General features: G+C 38.2%; 9 protein-coding genes, 1 pseudogene and 1 riboswitch. Of the genes and pseudogenes, 5 read left to right on the top strand and 5 right to left on the bottom strand.

The annotated features are described in order from the left end of the window. The first annotated feature begins 112 nt into the window (after window positions 1–112). Window positions 113–1,735 (top strand): thiol-activated cytolysin family protein, encoded by a 1,623-nt coding sequence (locus ABJQ32_09920; protein ID MEP5289957.1) that lies wholly within the window; start codon window positions 113–115, stop codon window positions 1,733–1,735. A gap of 956 nt (window positions 1,736–2,691) precedes the next feature. On the opposite strand, the gene ABJQ32_09915 is transcribed toward ABJQ32_09920, so the two are convergent. Continuing rightward, window positions 2,692–3,597: a hypothetical protein gene (locus tag ABJQ32_09915; protein ID MEP5289956.1), complete on the bottom strand. Its 906-nt coding sequence runs from the start codon at window positions 3,595–3,597 to the stop codon at window positions 2,692–2,694. Between the two features lie 59 nt (window positions 3,598–3,656). Beyond that, window positions 3,657–3,768: riboswitch (SAM riboswitch) on the top strand. Between the two features lie 45 nt (window positions 3,769–3,813). Between ABJQ32_09915 and metH the strand changes: the two are divergent. The 4 genes and pseudogenes from metH (at window position 3,814) to ABJQ32_09895 (ending at window position 9,759) form a co-directional block, all read left to right on the top strand. Next, a pseudogene (gene metH, locus ABJQ32_09910) lies at window positions 3,814–7,442 on the top strand (methionine synthase). Continuing rightward, window positions 7,442–8,395 (top strand): methylenetetrahydrofolate reductase [NAD(P)H], encoded by a 954-nt coding sequence (metF, locus tag ABJQ32_09905; protein ID MEP5289955.1) that lies wholly within the window; start codon window positions 7,442–7,444, stop codon window positions 8,393–8,395. The pseudogene metH and the gene metF overlap by 1 nt, the downstream one beginning before the upstream one ends. A gap of 52 nt (window positions 8,396–8,447) precedes the next feature. After that, window positions 8,448–8,924, top strand: coding sequence for a hypothetical protein (locus tag ABJQ32_09900; protein ID MEP5289954.1), 477 nt, complete (start codon window positions 8,448–8,450; stop codon window positions 8,922–8,924). Continuing rightward, a complete protein-coding gene (locus ABJQ32_09895) occupies window positions 8,911–9,759 on the top strand; it encodes a hydroxymethylglutaryl-CoA lyase (GenBank protein ID MEP5289953.1) in 849 nt (282 codons plus the stop codon). The genes ABJQ32_09900 and ABJQ32_09895 overlap by 14 nt, the downstream gene beginning before the upstream one ends. Here ABJQ32_09895 and dprA read toward each other — a convergent pair. From dprA to ABJQ32_09875, 4 genes are read right to left on the bottom strand one after another with little or no spacing between them, the layout of a single operon-like run. After that, window positions 9,749–10,846, bottom strand: coding sequence for a DNA-processing protein DprA (dprA, locus tag ABJQ32_09890; protein MEP5289952.1), 1,098 nt, complete (start codon window positions 10,844–10,846; stop codon window positions 9,749–9,751). The genes ABJQ32_09895 and dprA overlap by 11 nt on opposite strands. A 3-nt stretch (window positions 10,847–10,849) precedes the next feature. Next, on the bottom strand, window positions 10,850–11,188 hold the full coding sequence (locus tag ABJQ32_09885) for a MerR family transcriptional regulator (protein MEP5289951.1): 339 nt from the start codon (window positions 11,186–11,188) through the stop codon (window positions 10,850–10,852). Between the two features lie 26 nt (window positions 11,189–11,214). Continuing rightward, the gene (locus ABJQ32_09880; GenBank protein ID MEP5289950.1) at window positions 11,215–12,399 is read right to left on the bottom strand and encodes a CapA family protein; all 1,185 of its coding nucleotides are present in this window, start codon (window positions 12,397–12,399) and stop codon (window positions 11,215–11,217) included. Window positions 12,400–12,459: 60 nt separating this feature from the next. Continuing rightward, entirely contained in the window at window positions 12,460–13,443 is a 984-nt protein-coding gene (locus ABJQ32_09875) for a M23 family metallopeptidase (GenBank protein ID MEP5289949.1), read from the bottom strand. Window positions 13,444–13,501 lie beyond the last annotated feature (58 nt).

Below are 13,501 nucleotides of genomic sequence, written 5' to 3'. Positions count from 1 at the left end.
CACTCAAAAATCAGAGAAATGGTTTGTAGTAGAAATGTAGTAGACATATCCATGAAACGTTGCAATCCGGTGAATACTATTGTGGGTAAGAAAATCAAATGGAAGAAACGCTATGGAAACAATTTATAATTACTTGAAAAATCTTTTGCCTGATCGAATTTTAGTCATTTGTCTAGTTATCTTATTAAGCTCTAGTTGTGGCGAAGACGACCTAAATAAGGTTGAAAATGTTGATCTCACAGCCATTCTTTCAGATGCTGGTAAAACAGAACCTTTGGGGGCTGATAAAGATGAAATTGTGGAAACATCAAATGAGATTGAAAATGGATTTAGATACACTTATGAAAAACATGATGTGACAGACAACATTGAAAGCATTGTATATCTAGGTCTCAATGATGATATTATCTGGCCAGGCAGTATAGTTAAGGGTGAGAGAGCACATGATTTCATTTATGAACCTATACTGCTGGACAGAGCACCTCTCACTTTATCAATATCTCTTGAAAGTTCATCCACAGGAGAAGGAATTACTCAAGAAGTACAGAGCCCCAAACTCTCGACTGTGCGACAAGGCATTTCAGATTTGATAAAAAAAGCTGTAACATCTGAAACTAAGGTACCAGCAAAAGTTGATTTCAAGTATGAGCGTATGTACAGTCAATCTCAAATGGATGTCTTTGTTGGGGCGGATGTGAGTTATGGAGCAGGGAGCCTGAATACTAAATTTGATTGGAAATCATCTTCTGAAAAAACAAGAGTAGTTGCAAAGTATACCCAAATCTATTACTCCATTGACATAGATGCACCAGCCACTCCGAATGACCTTTTCGCTCCCGACATAAGCGAAGAAGAAGCTATCAAGGCCATACCTAGTGGATCAGCACCACTTTATGTCTCTAGCGTAAGCTATGGGATGATGGCACTCATGTTTATCGAGTCAGATTATACAGAGGAAACGATAGATCAAGCTTTAGATGTAGCCTATGGTAAGGGTGATCTTGAAGCAGAAATAGAAGTTGGACTAACTTCCAAAAATGTTTTGGAGCGTTCTAGTATTTCAATTGTAGTGTATGGAGGTTCTACAGCGGGTCTAAATGATTTAGAAAAAGGCCTTTCGGGTTTTCTCAATGTTATTAATGGAAGTAAACAGTTTTCAAGTGATTCTCCAGGTGTACCTATTTCATATAAATTTAGACATGTGGCTGATAATACCTTGGCGCTGGTTACACTTACCTCTCAATACACACTGGTTAGGAAACTCCAATTGGAACAAAAAGTACGAGTGAGAGTAAACGGATTTCGTATCATCGAAGCTGATGATGAAGGTTCTGGAGATGCCAATGCACTTGAGCTCGATCGATTAAATGTCTGGTTAGGTGCATACGAGAGAGTGGATCTTAACTCTCCATCTGTAAAAATGAATATTCCAGGTTACGCAATATATGACTACTCTCACGGAGGAGATGGCCATGTGGTAGAGACAGGAGATTACATTAGTGTAGGAAATTTTACAGATATCTCCTTCAACACCCTGGACTATGATTTCTCATTGGGGAGTATAGAATTAGAAATACGTGCTAGGGATTATGATTCCAGCTCATCAAACGAAGAAGATCGTAAAGTATTCAGCTTACCCAGTAGTGAATTCACAACTAGAAATCCTCATACATTTCGTTTGACTTCTCCTGACTTTAAAATTGATGCAGAAATATCTATTGAATACCTGAATTAAGAATTATTGAAATAGGCACTTAATCAATGTTCAGGTTTTTGCAGAAAACGGGAGTATAATTGACCATTCTTGCCATAAGGTTATCAAACATTTTTCCTTTCACAAGGTGTCTGTTGAATCCATAGATAAGTTCCCTAAATTGAAAAAAGCAAGAGAGGCGGTATTAGTAGCGTATGCCAAAAGTATGTCGAGCTTTTCTGTCACTGAGTTAGTTAAAATATTGACCTTCACATAGATAAAAAAGCAAGTCAAATAGCTACCGATAATGGAAAGGGTATCTCCCATTGAAGGAAGACTGGAATATTGTGCAGACTAAGAGTAAACTAGGGCTTAACTTCAACTTTTGCACAGATTTATTCAGCAATTAAAGGCATGGTTGCGTGACGTTCATCATCATGCCAGTGAGAAATACATGCAAGCCTACTTTGATAAGTATTGTTACAGGTTCAATAAGCAAGGCTCGAGAAATTCGATAATCTGGTTGACAAGATGGTTAATCACACACCCATTTGTTATCAATTATTAAACAAGTAATAAAACTTACAATAAGCAATTCTGAAGAATTACATTATTAAGCCCTAGATACAATGTTTTTAGTGATTCATTGATTAGAAGTAGAAGTACAACCTAATCATGGTAACTAATGATAATTTGGTCAATTAGATCGATAAAGATTATATAATGTTTAGAAATGAAAAAAGGTGTTTCTGATATTCTCCGTTTCACCAGTCAATAACTTTGAATTGGTCGTAATAAAAGCACTTGCCTTACCCTCACCTTTCAATGTTAGGTAATGCTGAAATGAGACTATCCGCAATTGTATTTACCTCCTGTCCAAGGATAGAGAAAGCAAAGAAAATCGTAAATGTTAAAGGAATTAATCGTATCATAAGTAAATGAACGAATCGATGAGTTTCTCAGAAAAATCAGAATGATTAAAAATGTAATTTACAAAATCAATTTTTCACAAATACCTTATCACTGGCTGGATAATGCGTTTGGTACATATGATAGTTTATTCCATCTTTCAGTCCAACATCCGGTACAATGATATTTTTTGCCTTAGCCGATTGCATTACCGCTACATATATGTCAGATGCGGGAATAATTACGTCAGCTCGATCAGGGTTTAGTTGTAATTTATTTAACCTATCATCTAATGTGAGATTCTTGAGTATATCCTGAGTCTTTATTAGCGTATCAAGACTCATTTTTCTAGATTTTAGAGTAGTATTAGATAGCTCATATAGCTTGTTAATATTCCCCCCAGTTCCTACAGCAGTGATTTTCTCTCCTTTCTTGAATGCATATTTTGCTATCCAATCCCTCATTTCTTGCCATGCTTCAGGCATGTCTCTCCCTTCGAGTGTTCGTACTGATCCTATTTTGAAAGAATGAGAGTAAACTTTTTGATGACTTTCATAGATATTCAATTCAGTGCTTCCCCCTCCAACATCTATATGGATGTAGTGTCCATTATCCAATCCTTGAAGAATTACTTTATTGATCATCTCCGCCTCTTCATCACCGGAAATAATCTGAATATCGAGACCAAGTTCCTCATGAGTTTTATCGACTATTATCTGACCATTTTCAGACTCACGCATTGCGGAAGTTGCGCAACCATAAAAAGCATCAATTTCATACAAATCAATCAAATTCTTGTATGCGCTCATGAGTTTGAAAAATCGCACTTCATTGTACTTGCTTATTCTCCCAGTTGAGAAAACATCATGACCTAGGCGCAATGGAAAACGCACATACTCTAATTTCTTGAATGTGATTAATTTTTCGTATTCAAGGACACGCGTGATTTGTAGCCGAACGGCATTAGATCCAATATCAATTGCTGCTAACTTCATCTGAAGATAAAGGTAACATCCTATTTATTGCTAGGAATTAAAATCATATATATTTGTATTACTTATCAAGAAAGACTGAGGGAATGGGCCCTATGACGTCTTAGCAACCTGATCCTCAGCGTATGATTTTCGGTGCTAATTCCCCTCCTGTGGTGACAGGAAAGATGAGCAAATCCATTCGGAACTTTCTCTGGTAGGTAAACTTTAAATCAGAGAATGAAGAAATTAACAGACCTATTATATAAAAAAATCTTAGTGCTAGATGGAGCGATGGGCACCATGATCCAACGCCATAAGTTGGAAGAGGAAGATTTTCGAAATGAGAAGTTGGAGAATCACCCTAAGTCGTTAAAAGGGAACAATGACCTTCTGTCAATAACAAGACCTGAGATCATTAAAGAAATTCATGCAGAGTATTTTAAAGCGGGAGCTGACATAGCGGAGACTAACACCTTCTCAAGTACTACAATCGCCCAAGCAGATTATGGGCTGGAAGGTTGGGCGTATGAATTGAATTATCAATCTGCTAAAATTGCGAAAGAAGTTGCTGAAGGTTTTACGGAGAAAGAGCCAGATAAACCAAGGTTTGTTGCTGGTTCAATGGGGCCTACGAATCGAACAGCTTCACTTTCTCCAGACGTCAACGACCCAGGATTTAGAGCCATCACTTTTGAAGAACTAAAAACGGCTTATCGCCAGCAGGCAGAAGCGTTGTTAGATGGAGGTGTTGATATGCTACTTGTTGAGACAGTTTTTGATACACTGAATGCAAAAGCAGCACTCTTTGCTATTGACGAAATTAAGGAAGAACGGAATGTCGATATTCCTGTAATGGTATCAGGTACCATCACAGATGCCTCAGGGCGCACGTTATCTGGTCAGACAACAGAGGCATTTTTAATTTCAATAGCTCATATAGATTTAATGAGTGTGGGATTAAATTGTGCTTTAGGAGCAGCTCAGCTCAGACCATACCTTAAGATTTTATCGGATAAATCTGATTTTTTAGTAAGCGCACATCCCAATGCTGGATTACCTAATGAATTTGGACAATACGATGAAACCCCTGATCAGATGGCTGATCAGATTAAAGAATTTTTAGATGAGGGCTTAATTAATATTATTGGTGGCTGCTGTGGAACTACCCCTGAACATATCACAGCGATTGCTGAGCTAGCTTCTCAGTATGAGCCAAGAAGAAAGGAGGTCCCGATATGGAGCCTTTGATTCTTTCTGGCCTTGAACCATTGATCATCACTGAACATACCAACTTCGTCAATGTTGGAGAACGAACTAATGTTACAGGATCTAAAAGATTTGCAAGGTTGATTGCTGAAGATAAATACGATGAAGCACTTGATGTTGCATTAGACCAGGTACGAAGTGGTGCACAGATCTTAGATGTGAACATGGATGAAGGGATGCTAGATGGTAAAGCTGCTATGGTGAGATTCCTTAATTTAATTGCTTCAGAACCTGAAATAGCTCGAATCCCAATCATGATAGATTCCTCAAAATGGGAAATCATTGAGGCAGGCTTACAATGTGTTCAAGGCAAAGGAGTGGTCAATTCCATTAGCTTAAAAGGAGGAGAAGACGAATTTATTGATCAAGCCAAAAAAGTAAGGAGATACGGTGCAGCTGTGATTGTGATGGCTTTTGATGAAAAAGGTCAGGCGGATAGTTATGAGCGAAGAGTTGAGATTTGTGAAAGAAGCTATCGCATTTTAGTTGACAGAGTTGGATTCAATCCTCAGGATATCATTTTTGACCCTAATATTTTTCCAGTAGCTACTGGAATTGAAGAACATAATAACAATGCGGTAGATTTTTTTAGAGGCACTCAGTGGATCAAAGAAAACCTTCCTGGAGCCAAGGTTAGTGGAGGAGTTAGCAACGTTTCTTTCTCATTTCGAGGGAATAATGTGGTTAGAGAAGCTATGCATTCAGCATTCTTATATCACGGGATCAAAGCTGGAATGGACATGGGTATTGTGAATGCGGGCATGATTGAGGTGTATGACGAGATACCGAAAGATCTCTTAGAACACGTGGAAGATGTCTTGCTAAATAGGAGAGACGATGCAACTGAACGTTTACTTGCGTTTGCTGAAAATGTAAAAGGTGAGGGGAAACAGAAAGTAGAAGATCTGAGCTGGAGGGACGATTCTGTAGAAGGCCGCTTGTCTCATGCGTTGGTTAAAGGGATCGTAGATTTTATTGATGAAGATACCGAGGAAGCTAGAGAGAAATATCAAAGTCCATTGAAGGTCATTGAAGGTCCATTGATGGATGGAATGAATATAGTAGGAGACCTTTTCGGAAGTGGAAAAATGTTTTTGCCACAAGTTGTGAAAAGTGCCAGAGTGATGAAAAAATCTGTTGCGTATCTAACTCCATACTTGGAAGAAGAAAAAGCATCAGGAAATACGAAAGGGAAGATATTACTAGCCACGGTAAAAGGGGATGTTCATGATATAGGAAAAAATATTGTAGGTGTGGTAATGGCTTGCAATAATTTTCACATTGAAGATATGGGAGTTATGGTGCCTGCTGAAAAAATTCTTGATCGGGCGGAAGAGATTGGAGCAGATATTATTGGACTGAGTGGTCTGATCACTCCTTCGTTGGATGAGATGGTTACAGTAGCTGAGGAAATGACTCGTCGTAAAATGAAAACACCCCTTTTAATTGGGGGAGCTACGACATCTAGAATACATACTGCCGTAAAAATTGCTCCTAAATATGATCAAACAGTTGTTCATGTATTGGATGCCTCCAAAAGTGTGGGAGTCTCTACGAATTTACTCAGTGCTAGAGCTCCAGAGTTCGGTGAAACTATCAAGTCTGAATACTTGGAGTTGGCAGCTTCACACGCTTCCAGAACCGAATCTAAAGATTATATCTCTTATGATGGCGCAAAGAAAAACGGTGTTGTTCTGGAGAAATTTGAACCTCTACCACCAAATAATTTGGGGCTATCCATTTTTGAAGATTATGATTTAGCTGAGATAAGAGATTATATCGATTGGACACCATTTTTCTCTACCTGGATGTTGAAGGGAAAATACCCAGCTATCCTAGAAAATCCTACAGTAGGTTCGGAAGCGAAAAAATTATTTGATGATGCTCAGGAAATGCTGGATGAAATTGTGACTTCAAGATTATTAAGAGCGAAGGCAATTGTTGGGCTATTTCCAGTAAACCGAGAAGGAGATAGCGTAACAGTTGATCAAGAAGACAAACAGTTTCATTTTCTAAGACAACAAGGAAAGAAAGCTCCAGGTGTACCCAATTTGTCTCTAGTCGATTTTCTGCATCCAAACGAAAAAGATTACTTAGGTGGATTTGCAGTGACTGCAGGGATTGGAATAGAAAAACTTGTTGAAAAGTATAAGGCAGATCATGATGACTACAAAGAAATCATGGTCAAAGCATTGGCTGACCGTCTTGCTGAAGCATTCGCAGAATTGATGCACAAAAAGGTAAGAACGGAGCTTTGGGGTTATGCTGCAGATGAGTCACTCGATACCGAATCCCTTATCAAAGAAAAGTATCAAGGAATTCGACCAGCACCTGGTTATCCAGCATGCCCAGATCATACGGAGAAGCAAACCCTATTCGACTTGCTTGAAGTTGAAAAACATACTGGAATTAGGCTTACAGAATCTTTTGCCATGTATCCAGCCTCATCTGTTAGTGGATTTTATTTTGCACATCCTCAATCAAAATATTTTGGTTTAGGAAAAATCAGCAAGGACCAGATAGCCGATTATGCCAAAAGAAAACAAATGAAAGAAGAAGAAGTTGAGAAGTGGCTTCAGCCAAATTTGAATTATAAGTAATGAAGATAGTAGATCACATAGAAAACGCCGATAAGACACTGTTCTCTCTTGAAATTATACCTCCTAAAAAAGGAGACAGTATACGTAACCTCTTTGATCAGATTGATCCACTGATGGAATTCAAACCTCCTTTTATTGATGTGACCTATCACCGAGAAGAGTATGTCTACAAGGAACGAGAAAATGGACTATTGGAGAAGAAAAGCATTAAGAAACGTCCTGGTACTGTGGGAATTTGTGCTGCTATTCAAAATCATTATCAGATTGATGCTGTACCTCATATCATCTGTGGAGGATTTTCAAAAGAGGAAACAGAAAATGCATTAATTGATCTTGACTTCCTCGGAATTGACAATGTGCTTGCATTGAGAGGGGATAATATAAAGTCTGAGCCTGAATTTAGACCTGAAAAAGATGGCAATGCATATGCTTCGGATTTGGTGGAGCAAATAGCAAGGATGAATAAAGGAGATTATTTGGATGAAGAACTGCAAAACGCTATCCCAAGTAATTTTTGTATTGGGGTTGCAGGCTATCCTGAGAAGCACTTTGAAGCTCCGAATATGAATTTCGATCTTAATTGGTTGAAAAAGAAAGTCGATTTAGGAGCAGAATACATTGTTACACAGATGTTTTTCGACAATAAAGTGTATTTCAAGTTTATTGAAGATTGTAAAGAAATGGGAATCAATATTCCAATTATTCCAGGAATAAAGCCGATTGCTACGCATAAGCACCTGACCACTTTGCCTAAGATTTTCAAAATTGATGTTCCTCAAGAACTAGAACAGCAAGTGGTGAAATGCAAGGATAATGCCGCTGTGAGGGAACTTGGGATAGAATGGGGGATTCAACAATGCAGAGAATTGATAGAAGCCAATGTTCCAGTTTTGCACTTCTACAGTATGGGTAAATCAGATGCAATTCATAAAATAGCAAAGGAGTTTTTCTGATTTCTTTGGAGCAATTACGTAAGTGATTAACTTCATGATTTAATCAAGAAAAATGAAAAAAATATTGCTTATAACAATTTGTGCATTCGTTGCTAGTCTATCTTCCTTCGCCCAAATGCCCCAAACCAGTCCACTTGAATCTGGAGATGTAGAAAAATTCATAAAAACTTATGATCCACTCAAGAAAGACATGGAAGCACTTGGAGAGGATTTTGAAAATGCCAAAGACTATAACACTATGATGGCTCTTGCAGCCAATGAAAAAGTCCAAAGTATTTTTAAAAAACATGGATGGAGTGATCAATACATAGGAAAACTGATGACCATATCCATGGGCTATGCAATTATTAACTCAGAAAAAGAGATTGCTAAAATGTCTGAAGAGGATAGAAAGGAAAGCAAACAATATATGCAAGCTTACATGACTCAAATGAAAACTATGGTCACTGAGGATGATTTAGAACAAATCAAAAAGAATTATGATCAATTAAACATCATATTTATTAAGGAGGAGAATGAAGATTATTGAATGTCCTAGAGACGCTATGCAGGGATTGCATGATTTCATTCCTACTGAAAAAAAGATTGAATATATCAATCAATTACTTAAAGTTGGTTTTGAAACCATCGATTTTGGAAGCTTTGTCTCGCCTAAAGCTATCCCCCAAATGCGGGATACAGCGGAGGTTTTAGCTGGTTTAAATTTATCTTCAACTAAGTCTAAGCTGTTAGCCATAGTTGCTAATATTCGCGGAGCGAAAGATGCTTGTCAGTTTGACGAAATTCAGTATCTGGGATACCCCTTATCTCTTTCGGAGACTTTTCAACAACGAAATACTAATCGGTCTGTCAATGATGCATTTAACGATTTGGCTGAAATGCAGGAGTTGGCAGAAGATCATGAGAAAATATTGGTAGTATATCTATCGATGGGATTTGGAAATCCATATGGAGATCCTTATGAGATGGACTATGTTGGGGAGTTTGTAGATCGGTTAGATAAAATGGAAGTCCAAATTATATCACTTGCAGACACTATTGGCGTGTCTAATCCGAATAATATTTCAACACTTTTTCAAAATCTGATACCAAAATTTCCTCACATTGAGTTTGGAGCACATTTACATTCAACACCAGAGACTATAACAAAGAAAGTAGAAGCAGCTTATCATTCAGGTTGCCGGCGAATGGATGGAGCAATTAAAGGATTCGGAGGTTGCCCGATGGCCAAAGATGACCTTACAGGTAATATGGCGACTGAGAAAATGCTTACATGGTTTGAGACTCAATCAATTGAAACAGGATTGGATATGAAGGAATTCGAGGAATCCTTGCTAATGAGTGCTTCAGTCTTCACCCAATAGCTCCAAACTTCTTTCCTGGTAAACTCTTCACTAAATTTTTAAACTCAAGGCTTAATAAGTGAGAAGCCACTTGATTGATAGGTATTTGAGTTGTTAATGAGATTAAATCGATCTCAATAGGTGACCTGTTTTCGATTAATAAATCGTAGATGTCTTTTTCTCGTTGGGTCAATTCAGGCAACACCTTTGGCGTTTCTTTAGTAGAGCTAATATCCCAATTTAGATGATACACCAAGTCTTCAACTCCGGTATATATTAGTGCTCTTTGTGAGGCAATCAGCTTATTCGTTCCTTCGGAATAAGTATGTCCTACATCCCCTGGAACGGCGAATACCAATCTATTATATGAATCTGCAATGTTCGCTGTGATTAATGCTCCACCTTTGGCAGCTGCCTCTACGACAATAGTAGCATCAGTCATACCAGCAATGATTCGATTTCTGGCAGGGAATAGATGTGGGTCTGGTTTCGTGCCTGGAATACTTTCCGTAATGATTCCACCTTGTTCCTGCATTTCTTCAGCATACTTTTTGTGAATTGAAGGATAGATACGATCCAGTCCGCCTGCTAAAACAGCGACTGTAGGGATGTTACACTTAAGACTTTCTTTGTGAGCTTGTATATCAATGCCATAAGCAAGTCCACTCACAATAGTAACATCGATAGCTTCTAAATCATTAATGATTTTATCCGTGATCTCTTTTCCATATTGAGTAGCCTTACGCGTGCCTACTATGGCTATAGATCGCCTGGAATTCAATTCGCCTGATCCTTTTTTGTAAATAATGTTAGGAGAGTCAGGAGTTTGCTTGAGCCTTTTAGGGAATAATGGATTCGTATAATGCAGTACATCAGCTCCTATTTTTTCAGCGGACGTTAGAATAGCCTCTGCTTCTTTGAAAGGTGTGGCTTGCTTTATGGTGTCAGCCATTTTTTGCCCTACACCCGGAATCTTCAGGAGCGTACTTTTCGAAGATTTGAATACTTCACTGGCAGAGCCGCAATAACTAAGTAACTGTTTTGTTCCTTTATTTCCTACACCTGGAACTAGCTCCAGCGCAATCTGGAAAACCAACTCTTCCGACATACTTTAGGGAAGTTCGCTCTTAAGCTGAACAAGAAATTTTTTGATCTTCTTCAATGACTCGATCATTTCCATTTTATCTGAGGCAGTTTCGCCTCCATTGGATATAAAGTCTCTGGCGCCTTGAAGTGTATAGCCTTTCTCCTTTACCAGGTGATAAATGAGTTTTACATTTTGAAGATCATCTTTTGTAAACTGACGATTACCCTTACGGTTTTTCTTCGGCTTTATATTGTCAAACTCACCTTCCCAGAAACGGATGAGAGAAGTAGCTACACCCAACTCATCGGCAACTTCTCCGATTGTGTAGTATTTCTTTTCAATTTCCTTTTCCTTGTAAGGCACTGTAGTTGTAGTAGTTGTAGTGACTTTTAATTTTGTCTAAAAACGATCTTTCCCTGATCATCAATAATCACAGGATTTTCAGGGAAGTCTTCCAAAGATAATCGTTGGATTGTTTTTAACGAAGAAAGATTTGAATCATTTCGTGGGCCATGCGAATAACTTTGCCTAAATGAATGAATTCGACCTTTTAAGAACTTTCCTCTAGCATCAGTTTGTACTTCCAATATGGGAGCTTCGCCAGCAAGGCCCCTTAGGTTGAATCGACCATAGGTAAGAAAGTTGCCTAAACTATACGCTATGATGCGTTCTTTATAAACTTCCATTGCCCGTACAATGTGTGGGCCGTGTCCTAAAACAACGTCAGCACCATTATCAATCATTAGATGTGCTAATTCATACACGTTACCTCGATCTTCTCCGTAGTAATACTCTCGTTTTCGCGTTACATGTTGATGCTTAGAACCCTCTGCTCCAGCATGGAATGATGCAATCACAATATCTGTAAGCGTATCCAAGTGTTGTATTATGGCCTTTATTTTTTCACTTTGATGAATGCTGGCCGTTCCTCTATTTGGGGCAAAAGCACAGAAACCAATCTTGAGGTGTCCTATTTTGGCTATAGTAAAAGGTTGGTCTATCGAGCCTGCATGGAAAATTTTCAGAGAGTCAAGAATTCGTTGTGTGTTTTTTCTCCCTGTTTCACCAAAATCATTTGCATGATTATTGGCGACACTCATTAGATCAAATCCATTTTCGCTAAAGTTACCTGCCAGATATTCAGGAGATCGGAATAAATAACAGAGCTTAGGGTTGTTACATTCTTTTTGTTCACCACCATCATCAAGGATTGTACCTTCCAAATTCCCAAAAGTGATATCAGCTTTTTGCAATATAGATTGCACATGATTCCATAGATGTTTACCAGAATCACTAGGTAAATATGATTCGTTCGGGAAATTGGTTCCAACCATTATGTCTCCGACTGCTGCGATGGATACAGTATCCGGAAGCAATCTTTGAATAGAGATTTTAGTCTCAAGATTTAGACTCGATAGTGTATCTCCTTTTTGAGTAATTAAGTAAACAGTATCAGATTTCACTTTTTCAACAACTTCTTCTGGACTAGGAACTGAAGTGTCTGTAGTAGTCTTTACAGTTTTGCATGACCAAACTAATAGTAAAAGTGCAAGTAGAAGATTACTTATTTTCATTGGCACAAATAAAAAGCGGCTAACCGAAAAGACTAGCCGCTTTAAGATTTTTTAAGATTCTTAGTAATTACCCATAGATTGGTTTTCCTGAGAAGAGAGTCTTCTTATTTCAGCATATTCCTCAGTAGTAAGATCTTGATAGAAATAATTTACTGGATTTTGCTTACTTCCTTTTACAATTACTTCATAATGAAGATGCGGAGCTGTGGATCCTCCCGTGTTTCCTGAATAGGCAATCACCTGACCTCTTTTTACTTTTTGCCCAGGCTTCACAAGAAATTCACTCAAATGAGCATATAGTGTTTGATATCCAAAACCATGTTTAATCTTGATATACTTTCCGTATCCAGAAAATTTAGTTTTAGTGAAAACAACTTCACCATCTCCAGTAGCATACACAGGTGTGCCTGTGGGTAGCGAAAAGTCTGTGCCGGTATGCATTTTTCTTACTTTATATATTGGATGCATTCTGTATCCAAATCCTGAAGCAAGGCGTTTTAATTCCTTATTGGAGACAGGCTGAATGGCTGGCATGCTAGCTAACCAGGCTTCCTTATGCTTTGCCATCTCTATGATGTCGTCATAGGATTTTGTCTGAATATACATCTGTTTCTTCAGCTTGTCAATTCGCTGCATGTTATTCAAGATAAGTTCTTCTCGTTTCAAGCCCTCATCCAATAGCTCTCTATATCTATTCGATCCACCTACACCGGCAGACCTTATTTCATCAGGAATTGGCTCAACACCAAAAACAACTCGATAGATGTCATCGTCTCTGTCTTCAAGAACTCCAAGCATTTGATTTGCTTCCGCCATGTCTTTTTCAAGGAGCTCATAGTATAGCTTTAACTCTTCATTTTCTTTCCGCAAAGAAGCTTTGGTAGGAGACTCGAAGTAATGATCTGTGACAAAGAATATACTAAGTCCGATAATGGAGGAGACAACTAAGAATCCCATGAGATTGATCACTATGTCCCAAGATGAGACTTTGATCCGCTCATAGCGACAAGATTCTGTGTCGTAGTAGTACTTAATTTTAGCCATGGGTTGGAATGGTAATTGTCGTAATTTTGTGTAATAGTTCTTGTTGGTGATTTACAAA

The organism is Marinobacter alexandrii, assembly GCA_039984955.1.
In the GTDB taxonomy this organism is placed as follows: Bacteria; Bacteroidota; Bacteroidia; order Cytophagales; family Cyclobacteriaceae; genus Ekhidna.
This window is presented reverse-complemented; position numbering and strand designations above follow the sequence as displayed.